General features: G+C 66.5%; 19 protein-coding genes and 1 other annotated feature. Of the genes, 7 read left to right on the top strand and 12 right to left on the bottom strand.

What is annotated here, in order from left to right; translation table 11 throughout:
- Window positions 1–102 precede the first annotated feature (102 nt).
- The 5 genes from J0J10_RS25220 to J0J10_RS25200 form a co-directional block, all read right to left on the bottom strand.
- Window positions 103–636, bottom strand: coding sequence for a DUF885 domain-containing protein (locus tag J0J10_RS25220; RefSeq protein ID WP_291636546.1), 534 nt, complete (start codon window positions 634–636; stop codon window positions 103–105).
- Window positions 637–674: 38 nt separating this feature from the next.
- A complete protein-coding gene (locus tag J0J10_RS25215; RefSeq protein WP_291636544.1) occupies window positions 675–878 on the bottom strand; it encodes a DUF2783 domain-containing protein in 204 nt (67 codons plus the stop codon).
- Entirely contained in the window at window positions 875–2,455 is a 1,581-nt protein-coding gene (locus J0J10_RS25210) for an FAD-dependent oxidoreductase (RefSeq protein WP_291650158.1), read from the bottom strand. Before J0J10_RS25210 ends, J0J10_RS25215 begins: the two co-directional genes overlap by 4 nt.
- 14 nt (window positions 2,456–2,469) lie before the next feature.
- Window positions 2,470–3,426 (bottom strand): MBL fold metallo-hydrolase, encoded by a 957-nt coding sequence (locus J0J10_RS25205; protein ID WP_291636540.1) that lies wholly within the window; start codon window positions 3,424–3,426, stop codon window positions 2,470–2,472.
- Window positions 3,427–3,629: 203 nt separating this feature from the next.
- Window positions 3,630–4,643, bottom strand: coding sequence for a fumarylacetoacetate hydrolase family protein (locus tag J0J10_RS25200; RefSeq protein WP_291636538.1), 1,014 nt, complete (start codon window positions 4,641–4,643; stop codon window positions 3,630–3,632).
- A gap of 62 nt (window positions 4,644–4,705) precedes the next feature.
- Here J0J10_RS25200 and J0J10_RS25195 point away from each other — a divergent pair, with 62 nt between their 5' ends.
- On the top strand, window positions 4,706–5,791 hold the full coding sequence (locus J0J10_RS25195) for a TRAP transporter substrate-binding protein (RefSeq protein WP_291650156.1): 1,086 nt from the start codon (window positions 4,706–4,708) through the stop codon (window positions 5,789–5,791).
- Between the two features lie 176 nt (window positions 5,792–5,967).
- Here the strand turns inward: J0J10_RS25195 and hmgA are convergent, their stop codons facing one another.
- The gene (gene hmgA / locus J0J10_RS25190; protein WP_291650154.1) at window positions 5,968–7,326 is read right to left on the bottom strand and encodes a homogentisate 1,2-dioxygenase; all 1,359 of its coding nucleotides are present in this window, start codon (window positions 7,324–7,326) and stop codon (window positions 5,968–5,970) included.
- Window positions 7,327–7,511: 185 nt separating this feature from the next.
- On the opposite strand from hmgA, the gene J0J10_RS25185 reads away from it, so the two are divergent.
- On the top strand, window positions 7,512–7,988 hold the full coding sequence (locus J0J10_RS25185; protein ID WP_291650153.1) for a MarR family winged helix-turn-helix transcriptional regulator: 477 nt from the start codon (window positions 7,512–7,514) through the stop codon (window positions 7,986–7,988).
- Between the two features lie 54 nt (window positions 7,989–8,042).
- Here the strand turns inward: J0J10_RS25185 and J0J10_RS25180 are convergent, their stop codons facing one another.
- A complete protein-coding gene (locus J0J10_RS25180; RefSeq protein ID WP_291650150.1) occupies window positions 8,043–8,993 on the bottom strand; it encodes a phosphoribosylaminoimidazolesuccinocarboxamide synthase in 951 nt (316 codons plus the stop codon).
- Window positions 8,994–9,310: 317 nt separating this feature from the next.
- Between J0J10_RS25180 and J0J10_RS25175 the strand changes: the two genes are divergently transcribed.
- Entirely contained in the window at window positions 9,311–10,504 is a 1,194-nt protein-coding gene (locus J0J10_RS25175) for a DUF2865 domain-containing protein (RefSeq protein WP_291636527.1), read from the top strand.
- Here the strand turns inward: J0J10_RS25175 and J0J10_RS25170 are convergent, their stop codons facing one another.
- Complete coding sequence (locus J0J10_RS25170) at window positions 10,505–11,134, bottom strand: HAD hydrolase-like protein (RefSeq protein WP_291636525.1); 630 nt, start codon at window positions 11,132–11,134, stop codon at window positions 10,505–10,507.
- 237 nt (window positions 11,135–11,371) lie between these two features.
- On the opposite strand from J0J10_RS25170, the gene J0J10_RS25165 reads away from it, so the two are divergent.
- A complete protein-coding gene (locus J0J10_RS25165; RefSeq protein WP_291650148.1) occupies window positions 11,372–12,694 on the top strand; it encodes an MFS transporter in 1,323 nt (440 codons plus the stop codon).
- A 377-nt stretch (window positions 12,695–13,071) separates the two neighbouring features.
- Here the strand turns inward: J0J10_RS25165 and J0J10_RS25160 are convergent, their stop codons facing one another.
- The gene (locus tag J0J10_RS25160; protein ID WP_291650147.1) at window positions 13,072–13,341 is read right to left on the bottom strand and encodes a hypothetical protein; all 270 of its coding nucleotides are present in this window, start codon (window positions 13,339–13,341) and stop codon (window positions 13,072–13,074) included.
- A 463-nt stretch (window positions 13,342–13,804) separates the two neighbouring features.
- Window positions 13,805–15,145 (bottom strand): glutamate--tRNA ligase, encoded by a 1,341-nt coding sequence (gene gltX / locus J0J10_RS25155; protein ID WP_291650145.1) that lies wholly within the window; start codon window positions 15,143–15,145, stop codon window positions 13,805–13,807.
- Window positions 15,146–15,282: 137 nt separating this feature from the next.
- Here gltX and J0J10_RS25150 point away from each other — a divergent pair, with 137 nt between their 5' ends.
- Together J0J10_RS25150 and J0J10_RS25145 are read left to right on the top strand one after the other, a co-directional pair.
- Complete coding sequence (locus tag J0J10_RS25150) at window positions 15,283–16,062, top strand: hypothetical protein (RefSeq protein WP_291650143.1); 780 nt, start codon at window positions 15,283–15,285, stop codon at window positions 16,060–16,062.
- 113 nt (window positions 16,063–16,175) lie between these two features.
- Window positions 16,176–16,231, top strand: a sequence feature (sul1 is cis-regulatory element that is thought to sense ions involved in sulfur or methionine metabolism; They are found in Alphaproteobacteria).
- A gap of 63 nt (window positions 16,232–16,294) precedes the next feature.
- Window positions 16,295–17,773 (top strand): SulP family inorganic anion transporter, encoded by a 1,479-nt coding sequence (locus tag J0J10_RS25145; protein ID WP_291650141.1) that lies wholly within the window; start codon window positions 16,295–16,297, stop codon window positions 17,771–17,773.
- Window positions 17,774–17,844: 71 nt separating this feature from the next.
- Here J0J10_RS25145 and J0J10_RS25140 read toward each other — a convergent pair whose 3' ends face one another.
- Together J0J10_RS25140 and J0J10_RS25135 are read right to left on the bottom strand one after the other, a co-directional pair.
- Window positions 17,845–19,584, bottom strand: a complete 1,740-nt coding sequence (locus J0J10_RS25140) for an NAD+ synthase (RefSeq protein ID WP_291650139.1) — start codon at window positions 19,582–19,584, stop codon at window positions 17,845–17,847.
- Between the two features lie 109 nt (window positions 19,585–19,693).
- Complete coding sequence (locus tag J0J10_RS25135) at window positions 19,694–19,987, bottom strand: Dabb family protein (RefSeq protein WP_291642752.1); 294 nt, start codon at window positions 19,985–19,987, stop codon at window positions 19,694–19,696.
- A 273-nt stretch (window positions 19,988–20,260) separates the two neighbouring features.
- On the opposite strand from J0J10_RS25135, the gene J0J10_RS25130 reads away from it, so the two are divergent.
- Window positions 20,261–20,932: a hypothetical protein gene (locus J0J10_RS25130; RefSeq protein WP_291650138.1), complete on the top strand. Its 672-nt coding sequence runs from the start codon at window positions 20,261–20,263 to the stop codon at window positions 20,930–20,932.
- Window positions 20,933–21,865 lie beyond the last annotated feature (933 nt).

The following is a 21,865-nucleotide window of genomic DNA, read 5'->3' as shown; positions in this document are numbered from 1 at the left end:
AATTCTCCCGACTCTGCATCGCCCGAAGGCCGACAGGATATGGGATGGCCCGGGGTTTCGCGCCAGTGCAACGTGCCAGGCAGGCTCGCGCAGGCGCGGCTTTCAGACCGCCAGCGGCTTGAAGGCGAGATAGGCGGCGACGATCGCTCCGACCACGCCGAGCGCGAACAGCACGAGCTTGATGCGCGTGAAGCCGCTCGCGAAGGCGACCGTACCCTCCTCGACCCTCGGATAGCGGTCGAGCAGACGGGCGACGGCGAGGTTCTCGGCAATGTCGCAGAGCCCGCCGAAGAGCCAGCCACCACCACAGAGAGCCGCCACCCACCAGGGATAGCCGCGCATCGACAGGCCTGCGATGAGGACGCCTCCGACGATCGCATAGGTCAGGGCGACCGCCGCATCGGCCGGCAGAAGCTTGTAACGATAGGCGGCGCGGAGCCGCTCGCCATAGGCGGCGAAGAGCTTTTCGACATCGTCCTTGCTGAAGCCGTCCCAGTCGCTCTCCAAAGCGCGGGCGACACCGATCCTGCGGGCCCAGAGCCCGACCAGCCAGAACAGCAGCATCACCAGCGCCGGCCCCCAGAAGAAGAAGGCGAGCGGGATCAGCGTCGGGTAGAAAGGCGCGAGATCGTCCATCTGGCGGCCGGCTCCGGAATCCGTGGTCCGCGCCGACGTTATCGTGCTTGCCGTGCCAGCGCCACGGCCTCGCGCAGCAGGGCGAGGTCGCCGAGCTGGTTGGCGAGGATCAGCACCAGCCGCGCATTCAGCGCGGCGCTCTCCCGTTCGTCGAGATCGCGATGCGCCTCGGCCAGCAGGCGATAGGCGGCATCGGGATCGGCGAAGCGGGCTTCGCGCGCAAGAGCGACGGGCTCGGTCATGAAGCGCGACCCTCCAGCCTTTCGATGGCGATGGCGATTTCGGCCGGGCTTGCGGCATGGAACCGGGCCGCAACATGACCGTCCGGCCGCAGAACGACGGCATCGCCGGGTGCGAGCGCATAGCGCCGCCTGAGGATATCGCTCGTATCCGCAGCCGGCTCGACCGCTACCACTCCCGGCGAGGCAAGGCGCGAGGCCCCCTCGCCAATGATCACGGGCCTGCCCGACCGCAGCGCCTCGCTCAGCCAGGCAGCGCCCCCTGCCCAACCGGACAGCGGCGCATCGAGGAACGGGGCTCCCGGCGGCAGGCCTCCCTCCCAATCGGAATCCGGCGTCGAGAGCGGCGAATCCGCATAGGCACTCGGCAAGGAGAGCCGGCCGGAATTGACGAAACGCTGGGCGAAGGAAGCGAGCGGCGCCAGCGACAGGGCGGCAGCGCGCAGCAGACGCTCGCCGGGCGAGCGCGGCGCGATGAAATCGGTCGCGCGCGTCGAGTTCAGGATGTTCTCGTCGGCGGCCGCGCCTCGCTCGCCGTCATAGCTTTCGAGCAGCGAAACCGGGCTCCTGCCCTGCAGGACGAGCGCCAGCTTCCAGCCGAGATTGTCGGCGTCCTGGATGCCGGAATTGGCGCCGCGCGCACCGAAAGGCGAGACCTGATGAGCGGCGTCTCCGGCGAAGATCACGCGCCCGTGCAGGAACTTATCGAGCCTGCGGCACTGGAAGCGATAGACCGAGACCCATTCCAAGGCGAATTCGGCATGGCCGAGCATGCGCTCGATCCGGGGGCGTACGATCTCCGGGCGCTTCTCATGCTCGGGATCGGCATCGGGGCTGAGCTGCAGGTCGATGCGCCAGACATCGTCCGGCTGCTTGTGCAGCAAGGCCGACTGGCCGGAATGGAAAGGCGGATCGAACCAGAACCAGCGCTCGGTCGGGAACGGCGCCTGCATCGTCACATCGGCGATCAGGAAGCGGTCCTCGAAGGCCTCGCCACGAAACTCCAGGCCGAGCATGTCGCGGCTCGGCGAGCGGGCGCCGTCACAGGCGATCAGCCAGTCGGCGTGAAGCGTGTACTCGCCCTCAGGCGTCGCGATGCCGAGCGCGACACCACCCTCGCGGTTGGCGAGCCCGATCAGCCGGTTGCTCCAACGCAGATCGACCAAAGGCTCGGCGAGCACGGCGTCGACCAGCGCCGCTTCAACATGGAACTGCTGGAGGTTGATGAAGGCAGGCTGCTTGTGGCCGCCCTCGGGCAGGAGATCGAACTCGTAGAGCCCGGCCTCGCCACGGAAGACCATGCCCTTCTGCCAGGTGACGCCCTTCTCGACCATCGCCTGCGCGAGGCCGAGCCTGTCGAAGATCTCGAGCGTGCGCTTGGCGAAGCAGATCGCGCGCGAACCCTCGCCGATCCGGTCGGCATCATCGATCAGTACGACCGGCACGGCGCGGCGCGCGAGGTCGAGCGCCAGGGTCAGCCCGACCGGGCCCGCCCCCACCACGACCACCGGGCGCTTCACCGGCATGGCCGCGTCCTGGTCAGGACTGCGGCGATAGGCAAATTGGCGGAAGGGCTGCATCGGCCCCTCGCGCCCTAGCCCCGCAGATCCAGCCACATCTGGCGGTCGCGCTCGTCGGTCCAGATCCGCGGGTGATCGAGGCCGCCGGCCTCGTCATAGGCGCGGGTGACGTTGAAGGGCAGGCAGTGCTCGAAGATCACCCAGTCGCCATAGGCCGGCTTCAAGGCCTCGTGCACGCGTTCGAAGGTCTCGCGCAGCGAGCGGCCGGCCGCGACATGGTCCCTGACCGCCTCGAAGAGATCGGAGAGGAAGGCGCGGGTGCCCTTGATGCCGTCCGCCACCATCGCCCGGTTGGTCAGGGCGGCACCGCGGCCCGGCACCATGGCGGCCGGCGCGAAGCTCGCCAGCGCATCGAGCGTCGCCGGCCAGTCGGTGAAATGCGCATCGCCGCAATAGGGCGTCGCGCCGTATTCGACGAGGTCGCCGGCGAAGATCACATTGGTGTCCGGCATCCAGGCGACGATGTCGCCGGCGGTATGGCCACGCCCGAGCTTCATCAGGCGGACCTCGCGCGAGCCCAGCCAGATCGAGGCGTTGTGCGAGAAGGTCGTGGTCGGCCAGGTCAGGCCAGGGCGGATCGAGTCGGCGCCCTGGAAGAGCCGCGGGAAGCGGCCGATCTCGCTCGCCTTGTCCTCCTCGCCGCGCTCGACGATCATCGCTCGCGCCGCATCCGAGCAGACGATCTCGCGGGCGCCATAAGCCGGCGCGCCGAGCACGCGGACCGCGTGGTAATGCGAGAGCACGACATGGCTGACCGGCTTGTCGGTGACCTCGCGCACTTTCGCGATGACGCGCTCGGCCATGGCCGGCGTCGCCTGCGCGTCGAAGACGAGCACGCTGTCGTCGCCGACGACGATGCCGCTATTGGGGTCGCCCTCGGCTGTATAGGCGTAGACCCCCTTGCCGATCTCGTCGAAGGAGACGGTCTTCTCGCCGAGATCGGCGGTGGAGGCGAAAGCGGGGGAGGACATCGTCAGGACCTTTCAGACTTTTTCTGGTGCGCGTTGCGCTCGTTCGAAATGACCTCGTCATCCCGGACAAGCCGCGAAGCGGCGCTGATCCGGGATCCATCATAAGGCTCCGTCTCCCTCCGATCGGTCCCGGGACAAGCCCGGGATGACAAAGCGGTTCCGGAGCTGGTCGTCATGCGCGCTCTTGAAATGACGGAGCCGCCTCAGCGCACATAGGGCATAATCTCCTGCTCGATGGCGCCGAAGATCGAATGGCCGGAAGCGTTCTTCATCTCGATCCGGACGCTGTCGCCGAAGCGCAGGAAGGGCGTCCTGGCCGCACCCTCGCGGATGGTCTCGACCATGCGCTGCTCGGCGATGCAGGCATAGCCCAGCCCGCCCTCGGCGATTGGCCGGCCCGGCCCGCCATCGGCGTCGCGGTTGGAGACCGTGCCGGAACCGACGACGCTGCCGGCGACCAGCGGGCGGGTCTTGGCGGCATGGGCGATCAGCACGCCGAAATCGAAGGTCATGTCGATACCGGCCTGCGGCTTGCCGAAGGGCTTGCCGTTGATCTGGGCGAGCAATGGCAGATGGAGCTTTCCGTCCTTCCAGGCGGAACCGAGTTCCTCCGGTGTCACCGCGACGGGCGAGCAGGCCGAGGATGGCTTGGACTGCAGGAACCCAAAACCCTTCGCGAGTTCGGCCGGGATCAGGTTGCGCAGGCTGACATCGTTGACGAGCATGACGAGGCGGATCAGTCCACGCGCCTCCTCGGGGCTCACGCCCATCGGCACGTCGCCGGTGATGACCGCGATCTCGGCCTCGAGGTCGATGCCGTAATCCTCGCTGGCGATCCGAATCGGCTGGCGCGGGCCGAGGAACGAATCGGAGCCGCCCTGATACATCAGCGGATCGGTCCAGAAGCTCGCGGGCATCTCGGCCCCCCGCGCCTTCCGGACGAGCTCGACATGGTTCACATAGGCCGAGCCATCGACCCATTGATAGGCGCGCGGCAGCGGCGAGGCGCAATCGTGCTCGTGGAAGCGGAAGGACGGCACCGAGCCATGCTCCAGTCCCTCGGCGAGGTCGGAAAGGCGCGGCGCGCAGCGCGCCCAGTCGTCCAGCGCGCCCTGTAACGTCGCCACCACCGGGAAGGCATCAGTGGCGCGCGTCAGGTCGTTCGAGACGACGACGAGACGGCCGTCGCGGCCATGCGTGAGCGATGCAAGCTTCATCTCTTTTCATTCCTCCCCGGACACGCCATGAAGAGCGCAACGAGCTTTCGGGAGGAGACCATATGGAACGCCGCACGTTTTTGAAAACTGGGGCGCTCGCCGCCGCTGCGACCTCGATCGCGATGCCGGCGATCGCCCAGTCGATGCCCGAAGTGAAATGGCGGCTGACCTCGAGCTTCCCCAAGCAGCTCGACACGATCTTCGGCACCGCCCAGCAGTTCGCCAAGTTCATGTCGGACGCCACCGACGGCCGGTTCCAGGTCCAGACCTTCTCGGCCGGCGAGATCGTCCCCGGCCTGCAGGCACTCGACGCGGTCAGCTCCGGCACGGTCGAATGCGCCCATACCCCGACCTATTTCTACATCGGCAAGGAGCCGGCCTTCGGCCTCGGCACCGGCATTCCCTTCGGCCTGAACGCCCGCCAGCAGCATAGCTGGTGGTATTTCGGCGGCGGCGAGCAGATCATCAACGAGGCCCTGGCCAAGTTCAACGCCTACGCGATCCCCTGCGGCAATTCCGGCTGCCAGATGGGCGGCTTCTTCCGCAAGGAGCTGAAGACGGTCGACGACCTCAAGGGCCTCAAATTCCGCATCGGCGGGATGGGCGGCTCGGTGCTCGCCAAGCTCGGCGTGGTGCCGACCCAGATCGCCCCCGGCGACGTCTATCCGGCGCTGGAGCGCGGCACGATCGATGCCGCCGAATTCGTCGGCCCCTATGACGACGAGAAGCTCGGCTTCGTGAAGGTCGCGCCCTATTACTACTATCCCGGCTGGTGGGAGGGCGGCGCCATGCTGCACCTCGTCATGAACCAGGAGCAGTGGAACAAGCTGCCCAAGCACTACCAGGCCATGGTCTACCATGCCTGCGAGGCGGCCAATAACTGGATGCTGGCGAAATACGACGCCGTGAATCCCGGCGGCCTGCGCCGGCTGGTCGGCCAGGGCGCGCAGCTCCGGGCCTTCCCGCAGCCGATCATGGAAGCCTCGCTCAAGGCGGCCGAAGAGTACTACGCCGAGACCTCGGCCAAGAGCGAGCTGTTCAAGAAGGGCTATGAGTCGATGGTCGCCTTCCGCGGCGAGAACCTGCTCTGGTGGCAGGTCGCGGAGCTCTCCTACGACGCCTTCATGAACCGGCTGAAGTCGCGCTGAGGCGCAACGCTTCTCCAACTCGTCATGCTCGCCCTTGTGGCGAGCATCCACGTCTTGGACACCGCTTTCGGCGAGGGAAAACGTAGATGGTCGGGACAGGCCCGACCATGACGAAAAAAACGCCGCTGAGAATTCCGGGCCCTTCGCTGCGCGAAGGGCCGGAGTGACAGCGGAGCTCACCAGGCCTCGCGCTTGTTCGGATCAAAGCGCTTGTTCAGCCCGCTCCAGCAATCGGCATAGTTCTCCTGCAGCTCCGGCAGGCCGGCGGCATAGCCGGTGACGCGCTGGGCGAAGCGCGTCTCGAACATGAAGGCCATGGTGCCGGTGAGCTTGACCGGCTTGAGCTCGACCGTGCTCGCATGCTCGAAGGCCTGGGTGTCCGGCCCGTGCGGCAGCATCATGTTGTGCAGGCTGAAGCCGCCGGGCGTGAAGCCCTCGGGCTTGGCGTCGTAGACGCCGTAGATCAGCCCCATGAACTCCGACATGATGTTGCGGTGGTACCAGGGCGGCCGGAAGGTGTTTTCCGCCACCATCCAGCGCTCGGGGAAGATCACGAAGTCGATATTGGCGGTGCCGGGCGTCTCCGAGGGCGCGGTCAGCACGGTGAAGATCGACGGGTCGGGATGGTCGAAGGAGATCGCGCCGACCGGCGAATAATGCCGCAGATCGTATTTGTAGGGCGCGTAATTGCCGTGCCAGGCGACGACGTCGAGCGGCGACTGGCCGAGCTCCGTCGAGAAGATCTCGCCGCCCCATTTGGCGTAGAGGGTCGAGGGCTCTTCGATATCCTCATAGGCCGCGACCGGGGTCAGGAAGTCGCGGGGATTGGCGAGGCAGTTGGCGCCGATCGGCCCGCGATCCGGCAGGGTGAAGCCGCCGCCGTAATTCTCGCAGACATAGGCGCGGGCCGGCCCGTCGATCAGCTCGCAGCGGAAGACGACGCCGCGCGGGATGACGCAGATCTCGCCGGGCTCGATCTCGATGATGCCGAACTCGGTGAAGAAGCGCAGGCGGCCCTCCTGTGCGACGACCAGGAGCTCGCCATCGGCGCAGAACAGGTACTCGCGCTCCATCGAGGCGGTGACGAAGACCATGTGCGCGGCCATGCCGGCCTGGGCGTCGCCGTCGCCGGCGGTGGTCAGGGTGCGCAGGCCGGTGAGGAAGGTCAGCTTCTCCTGCGGAAGCGGGATCGGGCTCCAGCGCAACGGGCCCAGAGAAGGCTTGGTCTCGTCGCGGCAGGGCGCGGTGCGGACCAGCCCCTTGTCGACGAGCGTCCAGCGGCCGCCATGCTTGACGCTCGGTCGGATGCGGTAGAGCCAGGAACGCTCATTGGTCGAGCGTGGGGCGGTGAAGGGCGAGCCGGAGAGCTGCTCGGCATAGAGCCCGTAAGCCGCCTTCTGCGGCGAGTTGCGACCGATCGGCAGCGCCCCCGGCAGGCTCTCGGTCTCGAAGGAATTGCCGAAGCCCGACATGTAGCGCAGTCCGTTCTGGACCTGCTGGCCGATCGCCGAGAGCGACGTCGTCTGGACGTTCATGGCTGCTTCCTCCCTGGCCGTCGGCGCCTTTTGCAGCGGCACCGGTCCGACAATGATCGCGCTTCAGGCAGGGGATGTGGAAATGGCGCACGGCTTCTGCGAAAACCGGCTTCCATCCGCTCCATGCCCGCTGCCCGTCCGCTGCTGGTTAGTTGCAAGTGAAACTAATGTCAATGAAACCGACCATGGCAGACGGCGAGCACGCCCTGCATCTCGAGCAGTTCGTACCCTACCGCATCAATGTGGCGGCGGTGTTCGCGAGCCGGGCGCTGGCGCGAATCTATGGCGAGAAATTCGGTATCGGCATCCCGGAATGGCGGGTGATCGCCCAGCTCGGCGAATTCGGGCGGATGACCTCGCGCGACATCGGCGAACTCTCGCAAATGCACAAGACCAAGGTCTCGCGCGCCGTCTCCGGACTCGACCAGCGCGGCCTCGTGGCGCGCAGCGAGAACCGGGCCGACCGGCGCGAATCCTTCGTCTCGCTGACAGCCGCCGGAGCGCGGGTTTACGCCCAGATCGTGCCGCTGGCGCTCGCCTTCGAGCAGCGCTGGACCGAGGGCATCGCCGCCGACGAGCTGCGGACCTTCGAGCGCGTACTTGCGGTGCTGACCGAGCGCGGGCGGCTTCTGGCCGGCACCTATCACGAGGAAGGCGCCTGATCGCCCAAAAAGGCAGAGGCGCATTCCGCAGTACGGGCGGCCGCGAGCCCGCGCCTAAAAATACTTGGCGAGGTTGCGCCTGATCCGCGCCAGCGGCGACTCGTCGGCGGGCGGTGCGACGAAGGCCGTGCCGGTGATCGTCTCGAAGGCCTTCACATAGACCGCGCTGGTCTGCGCGATCAGCTCGTCGGGGATCGGCGGCAAGTCCTCCTTGTAGGGATCGCAGCGCGCCACCACCCAGTTGCGCACGAAATCCTTGTCGAAGCTCTCGGGCTTCTCGCCGGCGGCGAAGCGCGCCGCATAGCTGCCGGCGAACCAGTAACGGCTGGAATCCGGCGTATGGATTTCATCGGCCAGCAGGATGTTGCCGTCCTTGTCGGTGCCGAACTCGTATTTGGTGTCGGCCAGGATCAGGCCGCGCTCGGCGGCCAGCTTCTGCCCGCGGGCGAAAAGCGCCAGCGCATACTCCGATACCGTGTCCCATTGCTTCCTGGTCAGAAGACCGCTGTCGACGATCCCCTGCGCCGAGAGCGGCTCGTCATGGCCGCCATCGAACGCCTTGCTGGTCGGGGTGATGATCGCCTCGGGCAGCTTCTCGTTGTCGCGCATGCCATCGGGGAAACGCATGCCGTAGATCTCGCGCCTGCCCTCCTTGTAGAGCGTCAGCACCGAGGTGCCGGTGGTGCCGGCGAGATAGCCGCGCACGATCACCTCGACCGGAAGGATATCGAGCCGCTTGCCGACCACGACATTGGGATCGGGGTATTCGAGCACGTGGTTGGGGCAGATGTCGGCGGTGTTCTCGAACCAGTAGCGGGCGACCTGCGTCAGCACCTGCCCTTTCAGCGGGATCGCGGCGATGGCGCGGTCGAAAGCGCTGAGCCGGTCGGTCGAGATCAGGATGCGCCGGCCGTCAGGCAGGTCGTAGTTCTCGCGGACCTTGCCGCGATAATAGTTCGGCAGTTCAGGGATGAACGCCTCGTCGAGCGCTTGATGGAGGGGCATGGTTCGCTTCGCCTGATCGAGGAATGCGCGGGACGACGGTCCGCGCTGCCTTCGCTTCTAGTCGTTTGGCAGGCCCCGCACCACCACGCCCTTTGCCTCGCGGATGGGGCCTCGGACTGCCCTCTCCTGAAGGACGAGCGGTGGCACGGGCGATTGTCGACATCCCGTAAATATGCCATCTCGGCCTTCGTCTGGCATGCAGATGCGAATCTGCGTGGCTAAGGCTCCATAGTTCCGTCGCCTTTGTGACATGTGCTCGAACACTGCGCGCCACCAGCGGCGCCCGATGGCCAACAAGGGTTCAGACGCGTCCTCCGATGATCTTCGCTACGCTCCGACGTCTCCTCGCCCCGGCTCTGGCGCTCGCCGCGCTGACCGGTGCGGCCGTCGCGCAATCGCCCGCCTGCAACAACTGGCGTGCCGAACTGGCGAGCCTGCAGGGACAGCGGGGCGGCGATCCCCGCGCCGCACAGGCGGCGCAGCGCGTCGCGTCGCAGATCGCCCGACTCTCCGGGCAATACCGTTCGATGGGGTGTGACCGCGGCGGCTTCCTGTTCTTCGGCGAGCAGACACCGCCGCAATGCGGTGGCATCCGGGCCCAGCTCGGCCAGCTCGAGGCCCAGTACGGCGCCTTGCAGCGGCAGGCGCAGAACGGTGGCATCGAGCAGCGCCGCGCCCAGCTCGCCGCCCTCATCGACAATAACTGCCGCGAGCAGCGCCGCGGCTTCTTCGAGACGATCTTCGGCATCGAGCCGCGCCGCGGCGAGATCGACTCCACCATGCCCGAGCTCGATCCCGATCCGCTGGACCCCGGCGAAAGCCAGCCGCGCCAGGGTGGCCCCTACAGCGTCTGCGTCCGCACCTGCGACGGCTATTTCTTTCCCCTCGCCAACAGCCCCGGCGGCCGCGAAGGCCAGGACGAGATGTGCCAGGCGCTCTGCCCCGGCACCGAGACGCTCGCCTTCGGCATGAGCAATGGCGGCGACATCCAGAACGCGGTCTCGCGCAGCACCGGCACGCCCTATGCCTCGCTGCCGAACGCCCTGAAATATACCCGCAGCTTCGACGCGACCTGCACCTGCCGGGCCCCCGGCCAGAGCTGGGCCCAGGCCCTGCAGGACGCCGAGAGCCTGATCGAGCAGCGCAAGGGCGACATCATCGTCACCGAGCAGCGCTCGCTGGAGATGTCGCGACCGAAGCCGGAGGCACCGGCGCGCGGCAAGAAGGGCGCCGCCAATGCGCCGGAGGCCAAGCCGGCGCCCGCGGCGCCTGCCCCGACCGTGCTCCAGGCCGCCCCCGGCGACGAACCCACGGCGGACGCCAATGTGCCGACGGCGAGCACCGAATCCGCCGGCGTCGGCCCGCAAAGGATCGATAGCGAGAAGACGGTGCAGCAGGGCGACGGGCTGAAGCGCGAGAGCAAGAGCGTTACCGGCGAGCGCCGCACGGTGCGGATCGTCGCGCCGAACCTCGCGCCCAATCTCGGCGTCGGCGCGACCGCCCGGCCCTGATCAGGCCGTAAGCTTCGCTGTCAGCTCTTCATAGCTGTCGAAGATCAGATCAGGCCCCCGCGCCCGCAGCGACGCTGCCGTGTTGTAGCCGAAGGTCACCGCGCCAGCCGCAATGCCGGCCCGCCGCGCCGCATCGATGTCGCGGATCTCGTCGCCGATCGAGATCGTGCGCTGGCTGAGAGCCCCGGCCTTCGCGATGACCGCCTTGAACTTGGCGCTCTTGCCCCAGAGCGACGCACCACAGTCGAAATGGCTCACATGGCTCGCCGCCGGGCCGAGCGTGCCGCGAATAGCTTCCTCGCCGTTGGAGCTCACGATCGCGATCGTCACGCCGCTGGCCGCCAGGCTCGCGAGCATCGGTTCGACGCCCGGAAAGAGCGGCACCGCATCCCCCGCCTCGGCGCTCAGCCGGCGCATATGCACCGCGATAACCGGCAGCTTCCACAAGGGCACGCCGAGGCGAGCCATGATCTCGCGTGATTCGAGTGCGCGAAGCGCGTCGGCCTCGCCCGCGGCGACCTCCCGGAAGCCGAACTGGCGCGCCGTCTGGTTGAGCACCGAGCAGAACCACGGAAAGCTGTCGGCCAACGTCCCGTCATAATCGAAGATCGCAAGGGAAAAGGCGGGCATCGCGGCGACCGGTCTGGGGCTGGCTGATCGGGACGGATCATTGGGGCCGGGTGCTTTGCCGCAAGGTGATGCAGGCGTCAACGCGGGCGGGCCGCTATCATCCGCAACATGCTGCGTGGGCAGAGCAGTCCTGCACGATCCTCATCGCGCAGGCGGAACGTCTGGCGAGCTTGCGCGTTTATGACCCGCGCCTGAGCGATCCGCTCGCTCGGACCGGACTGAGCGCGGAGCAAGGCTATGTCGGAACCGGCAATCACCGCTGATGGCGGCATGGATCTCGCGGACACCGGCAGGCGCCTCAAGGCGATCTTCATCGGCTCTGTCGGAAATCTCGTCGAATGGTACGATTTCTACGCCTACACCGCCTTCGCGCTGTACTTCGCGCCACATTTCTTCCCGTCCAGCGATCCCGTGGTGCAGCAGCTCAACGCCGCCACGCTCTTCGCCGCCGGCTTCATCGTGCGCCCGCTCGGTGGCTGGCTCTTCGGGCATCTCGCCGACCGCTATGGCCGCCGGCTCTCGCTGACGCTCTCGGTGGTGATGATGTGCTTCGGCTCGCTGATCATCGCGGTGACGCCGACCTATGCGAGCATCGGCTTTGCCGCACCGGTGATGCTGGCGCTGGCCCGGGTGATCGAGGGCCTCAGCCTCGGCGGCGAATACGGCGCCAGCGCCACCTATCTCACGGAGATCGCCCATCCCGAGCATCGCGGCTTTTATTCGAGTTTCCAGTACGTCACACTGATCGGCGGCCAGCTGACCGCCATCCTGGTGTTGCTGCTCCTGCAGAACGTCTTCCTGACGCATGAACAACTGGTGGCATGGGGCTGGCGCATCCCCTTCGTGATCGGCGCCCTGCTCGCGATCACCGCGATGTTCATGCGCCGGCACATGCACGAGACCGAAGCCTTCGTCGCGGCCAAGAAGGCCGGGCCGAACAAGGAGAGCTCGCTGCGCGGCCTCACGCGCTATCCCCGCGAGGTCGCGATCGTGGTCGGGCTCACCGCCGGCGGCACCGCCGCCTTCTACACCTTCACCACCTATATGCAGACCTTCGTGAAGCAGACGGTCGGCCTCTCCGATATCACCACCACCTATGTCATCGCGGGATCGCTGATCTTCGCGCTGATCCTGCAGCCGCTCTATGGCTGGATCTCCGACCGGATCGGCCGCAAGCCGCTGCTGGTGTTCTTCGGCCTCGCCGGTGCCCTTTTGACCGTGCCGATCCTGACGACCCTCTCGCACACCAAGTCGCCCTTCGTCGCCTTCCTGCTGATCGCCGGCGCCTGGGTCTTCGTCGCCGGCTATACCTCGATCAACGCGGTGGTGAAGGCCGAATTGTTCCCGACCTCGATCCGGGCGACCGGCGTCGCCCTGCCCTATGCGGTGACGGTCTCGATCTTCGGCGGCACGGCGCCCGCCATCGCCCTGTTCTTCAAGCAGCAGGGCCATGAGCAATGGTTCTACTACTATCTCGCCGGCATGATCTTCATCTCGCTCCTGGTCTATTCGACCATGCGCGACACCAAGCATGAATCGGCGATGCACCGGCATGATTGAGAGAGGGCACGTATTGTCCCGCACATGTATGGCTGGACCGCCGCGACGTGGCAGCGCTTATCGCCGATGTGGACATTAGATCGCCGCACGTCCGTTCGGACGCGGCCACGTGATCTATCTCAGTATTATAGCATCGGACCGAACGACCGGCGAAGACCGGAGCAGCCTCAACTCGGGTCGATAGCGGTCGTTATCGGTCGCTTGAAAGTCCGCTTACCGTCTCAAATCATGCCGGGCTGTTCGGTGATGCTTGCCCGATGCCTCCAACCTGAGAAAAGCCCGCCGCTGGTTGGCGGCGGGCCTCTACGGTGATGGTCAGAACCTCGCAGATCCGGGGCTGCTTCGTCAGCCCTGGATGGCAGCGAGATCGCGCCTTGCTATCTGCTGCTTTCGACCACACGGCAGCTATCGCCCCCGTGCCCGCGGCAAAAGTTGAGAGCGGCCTTGCGCGCTTCGGCGATGTCCGCCTTGCCATACGCATAGCCGCAACCCTTGGTCTTGCCCTTGGCGAAAGCCTTCGAGCCTTTGGATCCAGCGTAGACTTCGTAGCCCTTGATGCACCCTGCGCCCATGCCGGCCGGCTGAGCCAGCGCGGGCGCTGCAATTATCAGAAGCGCAACCACACTCGACGGTCGAAGTAGTTTCATAGTAGCCCCCCCGGCTCCTCATTGGTCATTGTCGGCCAGAGTTCATTATCTGACGTAAGCGTGGATACAAGAGGTGCAAAGAAAGTGGCGGCTCTCGCTAGGATAGCCCAGACAACCAGATCGGCATCGGGGAGCCTCAAATCGAAACTCTGGCAACGATGGTTCACCTCGCGAATCCAGCCGTCGCAAGAGATGGCTTGCCGGATGCGCCAGCGGAAAACCTCTGTGTCGGCCTTGGCCCAACCGGCTCCCGGAACAGCCGATCCAAGTGCACGACCGGTAGCGCGAGCTGCTGCCCTAATGCGCGAAACAAAGTCGCTTTTCCGCGACCAGCGTTCCCCGGGGTCAGGATCCGTCGCATCGGCACCCGTCTAGCAGTTGCCGATGCCATCGCGCACTGCCTCGACACGTCAGCACCGGGCCGACTTCAGTCCTTCAGCGAGCTCCAGAAGTAATTCCGCGCTCAGGCCGCCTCGCCGGCCAGCCGCTTCAGCGCCTTGTCGCGCCCGATCAGCGGCAGCAGGGCCGCAAGCTCGGGGCCGTGATCGAGCCCGGTCAGCGCCTGGCGCAGCGGCATGAACAGCGCCTTGCCCTTGGCCCCGGTCGCGGCGGCGACCGCCTGCGTCCAGCTCTTCCAGGTCGTCTGATCGAAGGGCCCTGCCGGCAGCAACGCCGCGGCAGCTGCGGCGAAGGCGGGGTCGGCGATCTCGGGCGTAATCGGACCCTCGACCACCTGCCACCACCCAGCGGCATCGCTCAGCCGCGCGAGATTGCCGCGCACCGCCAGCCAGAAAGGTTCCGTCGCGGGAATGTCGAGCGCCGCCAGCCGACCGGCGACGGCGGCGAACCCGAAATGATGCAGCGTCCTCGCCGAGAGCGCCTCGAGCTCGTGCTCGTCGAATTTCGCCGGGGCGCGCGAGACATGGGCGAACTCGACCAGCCCGGCGAGCTCGTCGAGGCTCGCCACGGGTCGTACCGCATCGGAGGTGCCGGTCAGCACCGCCAGCGCCGCAACCGCGAGCGGCTCGACGCCGGCCTCGCGCAAGCCCCTGAGCGAGAGATGGCCGAGGCGCTTGGAGAGCCCCTCGCCGCTCGCCGTGGTCAAGAGATTGTGATGGCCGAAGATCGGCAGCGCGCCGCCGAGCGCCTGGATGATCTGGATCTGCACCGCCGTGTTGGTGACGTGGTCCTCGCCGCGGATGACATGGGTGATGCCCATGTCGACATCGTCGACCACCGAGGGCAGCGTGTAGGGGTAGGTGCCGTCTTCGCGGACCAGAACCGGATCGGAAAGCGAGGCGCAGTCGACATGCGAGGGGCCGCGGACCAGATCGTTCCAGCCGACCTCTTCCCAATCGAGCAGGAAGCGCCAATGCGGTTTGCGGCCCTCGGCCTCCAGCGCCGCCCGCTCGGCCGCCGTCAGCTTCAGCGCGGCGCGGTCATAGACCGGCGGCAAACCACGCGCGAGCTGGCGCTTGCGCTTGCGGTCGAGTTCGTCGGCGCTCTCATAGCAGGGATAGAGCCGGCCGGCGGCGCGCAGGCGCTCGGCCGCCTCGTCATAGAGGGCGAGCCGCTCCGACTGCTTGATGCTGGCATCGGGGATCACGCCGAGCCAGGCGAGATCCTCAGGGATCGCCGCGGCGAATTCGGGCTTCGAGCGTACCCTGTCGGTGTCGTCATAGCGCAGCAGGAAGCGCCCGCCATGACGCATGGCGAAGAGCCAGTTGAACATGATGGAGCGGGCGTTGCCGATGTGGAGATAGCCGGTCGGCGACGGCGCGGTGCGAACGAAAGGTACGGTCATGGCCGGCGCTTGTCGCGCGGGACGGGCGCGAGAGCAAGGGCATCGCCGTTTCGTGCTGCCGGGGCTGTCGACAGGCGCCCTGATTGACGCAAGGTTAGCGACAGAGGGTGGCGGGCTGTCTGAGCGAGGAGGCGAGGATGAGCATCACGGCTTCGGTCGGGCTCGGCGGCAAGAACACCGTTCCCGACACGCGCCTTGTCCAGGCAATGATCAATCCGCATGCGGCGGCGCTCGGCATCGCGCTGCTCGAGGTCGACGGTGATTGCGGACCACTGACCCGCGGCGGAATCAGGCGCTACCAGCAGGTCTTCCTCAAGATCGCGAACCCGGATTCGCGGGTCGACCCTGGCGGCAAGACCTTCCTGCACATGGCCAGCAATCCGGCGCCGGCCGGCGTCGTGGTCAGCGCGATGCGCCTGCCGGTGAAGCTCAAGCCAGGCGATTTCCTGCAGGTGCCGGTGGTGATGGATCCGGCCGACGGCACGGTGCAAGACGCCTACACCGCCTTCGAATACGAGATCTTCGACAAGGGCGCCCGCCTGGTCGGGACGGACTACGCCTTCGGCGTCCCCAACGAGATCGAGGTCTGGCCGAGCGCCCAGGTCAGGATCGGCGTGACCTTGGATGCGGGCCTGCTCGCGCATGAGCAGTTCCATTACGATGTCGGCTTCGTCGTCTGCCGGGCGCTGGCGCATCAACTCAGCATCGCCCGCGCCCCGACGATCGCCGGGCTGGTCACCCAGCTCAACAGCCTCGTCGAGTTGCACATCAAGCGCCGCGTCAAGCTGATCCAGCGCCGCTACGACATCGACACCCAGCACGGACAGAACGCCAAATACCAGCGCATCTGGCTCGACCGCATGACCGCCTGCATCGCCAATCCCGCGGCCAACCAGATCGGCGGCTTCTGGCTGTAGGGAGCGCTTCCAGGCTAGGCGGCATCGCGCGGGACGGCACGTCGCCATTCCGCCTGCGCGGGGCGTGTCCTGTTGCGCCGCAATGCGGGAGCGCGCTAGTTTGCGCCCATTCGATCGGACCCGGTGAAACTCCGGGTGGCTCTTCCGGCCGCCAATCCGCCGGACCACGCAAATGACTGGCTGACCGGCCCGCCTTACGGCGGGGCGCTGACGTCTCTTGCGGATTTTCCTCATGTCCAAGCATTCCACCTATCGCAGGCAATGGTTTTCCAATGTCCGTGGCGACGTGCTGTCCGGCATCGTCGTCGCGCTCGCACTCATCCCCGAAGCGATCGGCTTTTCCGTCATCGCCGGCGTCGACCCCAAGGTCGGCCTCTATGCCTCTTTCGCCATCGCCTGCGTCTCTGCCTTCCTCGGCGGCCGGCCGGGCATGATCTCTGCCGCGACGGCCGCCACAGCCGTGCTGATGGTGACGCTCGTCAAGGAGCACGGGCTGCAATACCTCTTTGCCGCAACCATTCTGATGGGCGTGCTGCAACTCGCAGCCGGCGCATTGAAGCTCGGACGCCTGATGAACTTCGTCTCGCGCTCGGTGATCACGGGCTTCGTCAACGCGCTCGCGATCCTGATCTTCATGGCTCAGTTGCCCGAGCTGATCGGCGTGCCCTCGCTGACCTACGCGATGATCGCAGCCGGCCTCGCGATCATCTACCTGTTCCCCTATCTGACGAAGGCGATCCCCTCGCCGCTGGTCGCGATCGGGGTGCTGACGCTGGTCGCGTGGTGGGCCGGACTCGATCTGCGCCGCGTCGGCGATCTCGGCGAACTGCCCTCGACGCTGCCGGTGCTCACGCTGCCGCAGGTGCCGCTAACCTTCGAGACGCTGCGGATCATCTTCCCCTATTCGCTCGCTCTTGCGGCCGTCGGCCTGCTCGAATCCCTCCTCACCGCCCAGATCGTCGACGACATGACGGAGACGCAGAGCAACAAGAACCGCGAATGCTACGGCCAGGGCGCGAGCAACATCGCCTCCGCGTTGATCGGCGGCATGGGAGGCTGTGCGATGATCGGCCAGTCGGTGATTAATGTGCGTTCGGGCGGGCGCGGCCGGCTCTCGACCTTCGTCGCCGGCGCTTTCCTGCTGTTCCTGATCCTCGTGCTCGACGATCTCGTCCGGATCATCCCGATGGCGGCGCTGGTCGCGGTGATGATCATGGTCTCGATCGGCACCTTCTCATGGCGCTCGATCCTCGACCTCGGGCGCAATCCGCTGCCATCCTCCATCGTCATGCTCGCGACCGTCATCACCACGGTGGCAACGCACGATCTCGCCAAGGGCGTGATCGTCGGCGTGCTGCTCTCGGGTGTGTTCTTCGCCGGCAAGGTCGCCCGGCTGGTCCAGGTCGAGAAGCGCGGCGACGAGGCCGAGCCAACCTATTTGGTCCGCGGCCAGATCTTCTTCGCTTCGAGCGAGAGCTTCCTGCGCGGCTTCGCTTTCGACGACGCGCCCGGCCGCGTGACGATCGACGTCAGCCAGGCTCATTTCTGGGACATCACGGCGATCGGCGCGCTCGACAAGGCTGTGCTGCGGTTCCGCGGCGCCGGCGCCGAGGTCACCATGATCGGCCTCAACGAAGCCAGCGCCACGCTGGTCGAGCGCTTCGGCGAGCACCACAAGGCCGAGGGGGCAAAGCCGGCCCCCGCCCACTGAGGCGGCACGGCCTCATGCGATCCGGTCAGGCCCCGGGGTAACCGCGCAGCACTCCCACTGCGCCGGAGCGATCAGAAATCGAAGCTCTCGCCGCCTGCCTTGCCGACGCCCTTGACCAGCGTCGCATCGGGCTTGTGTGCGCCGTTGCCGGGGTCCCGGAAGCCGTTGACGATCGGATAGCGCCGGTCGCGGCCGAAATTCTTGCGGGTGACCTTGACGCCCGGCGCCGCCTGGCGGCGCTTGTACTCGGCGAGATAGAGCAGGCGCTCGACCTTCTTCACCGTTTCGAGATCGTGACCGCGGGCGACGATGTCGGAAAGCCGCATCTCGTGCTCGATCAGGCAGGCGAGGATGTCGTCGAGGACGTCATAGGGCGGCAGCGAGTCCTGGTCGTTCTGGTTCTCGCGCAGCTCGGCGCTCGGTGGCTTGACGATGATGTTCTCGGGGATGACCTCGCCATCCGGCCCGAGCGCGCCGACCGGCTTCCAGCGGTTGCGCAGCGCGGACAGGCGGAAGACCTCGGTCTTGTAGAGATCCTTGATCGGGTTGTAGCCGCCGTTCATGTCGCCATAGAGCGTGGCGTAGCCGCAGGACATTTCCGACTTGTTGCCGGTCGTCACCACCATCGGCCCGAACTTGTTGGAGATCGACATCAGCAGCGTGCCGCGCACCCGGCTCTGCAGGTTCTCCTCGGTGAGGCCGCGATTGGTGCCGGCGAAGAGCCCGGCCAGCGCCCGCTCGAAGCCCTCGACCGGCTCGGCGATCGGGACGATCTCGTAGGCGACGCCGAGCGCCTCGGCGCAGGCCTTGGCGTCGTCCAGGCTCTCCTGCGAGGTGAAGCGATAGGGCATCATCACGCAGCGCACGCGCTCCGCACCGAGCGCGTCGACCGCCATCGCCGCGCAGATCGCGGAATCGATGCCGCCGGAGAGGCCGAGCACGACGCCGGGGAAGCGGTTCTTCTCGACATAGTCGCGCAGCCCGAGGACGCAGGCCGAATAATCGGCCTCGTCGCCGCTCTCCACGGCCGTGACCTCGCCTTGCTGGCAGTGCCAGCCCTCGGGCCCGCGCTCCCATTGCGTCACGACCAGCGCCTCGCGGAAGGCCGGAAGCTGGTGGGCGAAGCTGCGGTCGGCGTTGAGGACGAAGGAGGAGCCTTCGAAGACCAGTTCGTCCTGGCCGCCGAGCTGGTTGAGATAGACCATCGGCAGACCGCTCTCGACGACGCGGGCGACGGCGACGTTGAGCCGTTCCTCAATGACGCCACGGCGGAAAGGCGAGCCGTTCGGCACCAGCAGGATCTCGCCGCCGGTCTCGGCGATGCACTCGACAACCTCGTCGCCCCAGATGTCCTCGCAGACCGGGATACCCAGGCGGATCCTGTCCCGGAACACCACCGGCCCCGGCAAGGGACCGGGCTCGAACACCCGCTTCTCGTCGAAGACGCCGTAATTGGGCAGGTCGACCTTGAAGCGCACCGACTGGATCAGCCCGCCATCGAGCAGGGCATAGGCGTTGTAGAGCTTGCCGTCCTCAAGCCAGGGCAGGCCGAGGAGCACGGCCGGGCCGCCGTCGGCGGTCTCGCGCGCCAATTCCTCGCAGGCCTTGCGGCAGGCATCCTGGAAGGCTGGCTTCAGCACCAGATCCTCCGGCGGATAGGCCGAGAGGAAGAGTTCCGAGAACATCACCAGCTCGGCGCCGAGCCTCGCCGCCTCGCGCCTGGCGGCGCGGACCTTCTCGGCATTGCCGGCGACATCGCCGACGGTCGGGTTGAGCTGGGCCAGGGCCAGGCGGAGCGTGTTCGCGGTCATGATCCGGATTTAGCTTGCGGGCGTGAGAGCGGCAACGGCAGCGCGTGCGTGCCGGTCTGCGTTTGCGCGTTGTCCCCTGTCCCTCCTCGCAGGTTCTCCCGGACGGCGATCAGCTCAAGGTCGAGCGAAAATCGGCGGAGTAGCGCAATTCGCGCATCGGGCGGACGAGCCGGGTGGTCTCGTCATAGATCGGATGCGCCTTGAAAGCCTGAAGCGCCGCCTCGTCGGCGAACTCGCCATAGACGACGATGTCGATGTCGTTGCCGTAGGGGTCGATCTTGCCGTTGGCGACGACCTCGAAGGCGAGCGAATGCGGGATCTCGCCGAGGCGGCGCAGGGCATGGAGGATCGTCTCGCGCTGCGCGGGGTCCTTCGCCGTGAAGAACACGATGTGACGTAGCATTGTCTCGTTCCCGAACTCGCTGGACCGGCCGCGCCGGCTTTCCGGCGGACTGTTAGCGGCCGGCCTGCCGAGTCGTCGATGCGGCCTGAGGACTCAGCGCGCCATCGGCCGGAAATGCCGCATCATTAACCCGGTATCAGCGTAGAAGCCGCCAAGCGGTTGGCGCTGCTGAGATCTTGTTTTCAGCATCAACCAGAACGGGTGTGTACGAAGCAAGAACCAGCAAGAACACTGAAAACCGTCTCCCCCGCCCCTCGACAGAGGAGGCGCGCCGTGGGTGAGCGCCCGATCCTCTTTTCGGCGGGGGGTGGTGCTCGCCCGCTCAAGGTGCTCGTCGCCTGCGAGTTCTCCGGCATCGTGCGCCGTGCCTTTGCCGAGCGCGGTCATGACGCGTGGTCCTGCGATCTGCTCCCGGCGGAAGACAGGAGCAACCGGCATATCGTCGGTGATGCTCGGGAGATCCTGAACGACGGTTGGGATCTGCTGATGGTGGCGCACCCACCATGCACGCGGCTGTGCAATTCCGGTGTCCGCTGGCTGTCCGTTCCGCCACCGGGCAAGACCGCGGAGCAGATGCAGGAAGAGCTTCGCGAAGGTGCGGCGCTGTTCTCTGCGTTCTGGAATGCGCCGATCGAGCGCATCGCCGTCGAGAATCCGGTCATGCACCGGCATGCTAAGGCGCTGATCGAGAACTACCAGGAGCCAGCACAGAGCGTGCAGCCGTGGCAGTTCGGCCATGGCGAGGTGAAGCGAACCTGCCTCTGGCTGAAGAACCTGCCGCCGCTTGCCCCGACGAACATTGTCGAGGGCCGTACCCCTCGCGTCCATCACATGAGCCCCGGACCCGACCGGTGGCGTGAGCGCTCGCGCTTCTTCTCCGGCATTGCCGAGGCGATGGCCGATCAGTGGGGCGGCTCTGCCGATCAGGAAAGGGCCGCAGCATGACACGCTCCGACACCTTCACCCCGTCTCAGCTATCCGTGCTTCGCCTCGTCGACTGCGCTCCGGTCCCGGTAGGATCATGCGAGCCAGAGATGAGCGAACTCGCTAGCCTCGGATATGTCGAGCAGTTCAAGGAGCGCGTTGGGCTGGTCGAAAGACCGACATGGCGCATTACAAGCGCCGGGCGGGCGGCGGCCAGAGCGCAGGGGGCGTGAGATGGGGTTCTATCTTGTTGTGTGCACCGCAGTTTCGACGGGCATAGGTTGCGCGACTATCCCCGCCCCCTACCCCAGCTACGTGGAGTGCGGGAAAGTCGGCTACGAGATGGCGAAGTCCAAAAAGAGCGTAGCGATATTCACGCATTGCGTCCCGGCGCCTAGCTCGAAACCGGGCGCCCCTGACAGCGGGCCTGTCGACATCGAAATGGATTGAGAGTGCGCCCCATGCGCTACGGCCCCTCAGACGCTAGGATGCTGCTGGTCCTGGCTCTGCTGGTTGGGGCTGCGGTGTATGGATGGTGGGTGGGGACTTGGCGATGAAGAGGCTGGGGCGTCGTAGGTGCGCAGGCCCTCGACCCCGGAACTTTCCTGCGCTGCTATGAGATTGCGACCATTTCCGCACCATCTGCAACAGTCAGAGTTGCAGGAGGCTGACCACTAACCCGGATTTCGGTGGTCAGTTAACGGATCACCCAGATCGGCTAAGACGCTGGGCGCGCCTACGACCGATCCTCCGCCATCTCGGAAAGCACTATAGACGAACGAGAACGGATTGTGAATCCTGCGGGGCGAGATCCCGGACGGGTTCGATGCCCAGATGCAGGCGCCGAGGGTGGTCTCGCGCTACCACTCAGCTTCTGGGCAGCTTTTTGCAACGGGCCTCGAAAGCTGCGAATGCCTGCTCGCCACCCGAAATGTCGAAGACCGCGTCGCGTGG

Source organism: Allobosea sp., from assembly GCF_017308075.1.
Taxonomy (GTDB): domain Bacteria; phylum Pseudomonadota; class Alphaproteobacteria; order Rhizobiales; family Beijerinckiaceae; genus Allobosea.
The sequence above is the reverse complement of the archived record's forward strand: the minus strand, read 5'-3'. Positions and strand labels throughout refer to the sequence as shown.

Bases quoted from the DNA above. Each gene is read 5' to 3' on its own strand.
- J0J10_RS25175 (WP_291636527.1), top strand. From the start codon at position 9,311: ATGATCTTCGCTACGCTCCGACGTCTCCTCGCCCCGGCTCTGGCGCTC.
- J0J10_RS25195 (WP_291650156.1), top strand. From the start codon at position 4,706: ATGGAACGCCGCACGTTTTTGAAAACTGGGGCGCTCGCCGCCGCTGCG.
- J0J10_RS25205 (WP_291636540.1), bottom strand. From the start codon at position 3,426: ATGTCCTCCCCCGCTTTCGCCTCCACCGCCGATCTCGGCGAGAAGACC.
- J0J10_RS25170 (WP_291636525.1), bottom strand. From the start codon at position 11,134: ATGCCCGCCTTTTCCCTTGCGATCTTCGATTATGACGGGACGTTGGCC.
- J0J10_RS25180 (WP_291650150.1), bottom strand. From the start codon at position 8,993: ATGCCCCTCCATCAAGCGCTCGACGAGGCGTTCATCCCTGAACTGCCG.
- J0J10_RS25185 (WP_291650153.1), top strand. From the start codon at position 7,512: ATGGCAGACGGCGAGCACGCCCTGCATCTCGAGCAGTTCGTACCCTAC.
- J0J10_RS25145 (WP_291650141.1), top strand. From the start codon at position 16,295: ATGTCCAAGCATTCCACCTATCGCAGGCAATGGTTTTCCAATGTCCGT.
- J0J10_RS25220 (WP_291636546.1), bottom strand. From the start codon at position 636: ATGGACGATCTCGCGCCTTTCTACCCGACGCTGATCCCGCTCGCCTTC.
- J0J10_RS25215 (WP_291636544.1), bottom strand. From the start codon at position 878: ATGACCGAGCCCGTCGCTCTTGCGCGCGAAGCCCGCTTCGCCGATCCC.
- J0J10_RS25135 (WP_291642752.1), bottom strand. From the start codon at position 19,987: ATGCTACGTCACATCGTGTTCTTCACGGCGAAGGACCCCGCGCAGCGC.
- gltX (WP_291650145.1), bottom strand. From the start codon at position 15,145: ATGACCGTACCTTTCGTTCGCACCGCGCCGTCGCCGACCGGCTATCTC.
- J0J10_RS25150 (WP_291650143.1), top strand. From the start codon at position 15,283: ATGAGCATCACGGCTTCGGTCGGGCTCGGCGGCAAGAACACCGTTCCC.
- J0J10_RS25160 (WP_291650147.1), bottom strand. From the start codon at position 13,341: ATGAAACTACTTCGACCGTCGAGTGTGGTTGCGCTTCTGATAATTGCA.
- J0J10_RS25200 (WP_291636538.1), bottom strand. From the start codon at position 4,643: ATGAAGCTTGCATCGCTCACGCATGGCCGCGACGGCCGTCTCGTCGTC.
- hmgA (WP_291650154.1), bottom strand. From the start codon at position 7,326: ATGAACGTCCAGACGACGTCGCTCTCGGCGATCGGCCAGCAGGTCCAG.
- J0J10_RS25165 (WP_291650148.1), top strand. From the start codon at position 11,372: ATGTCGGAACCGGCAATCACCGCTGATGGCGGCATGGATCTCGCGGAC.
- J0J10_RS25210 (WP_291650158.1), bottom strand. From the start codon at position 2,455: ATGCAGCCCTTCCGCCAATTTGCCTATCGCCGCAGTCCTGACCAGGAC.
- J0J10_RS25140 (WP_291650139.1), bottom strand. From the start codon at position 19,584: ATGACCGCGAACACGCTCCGCCTGGCCCTGGCCCAGCTCAACCCGACC.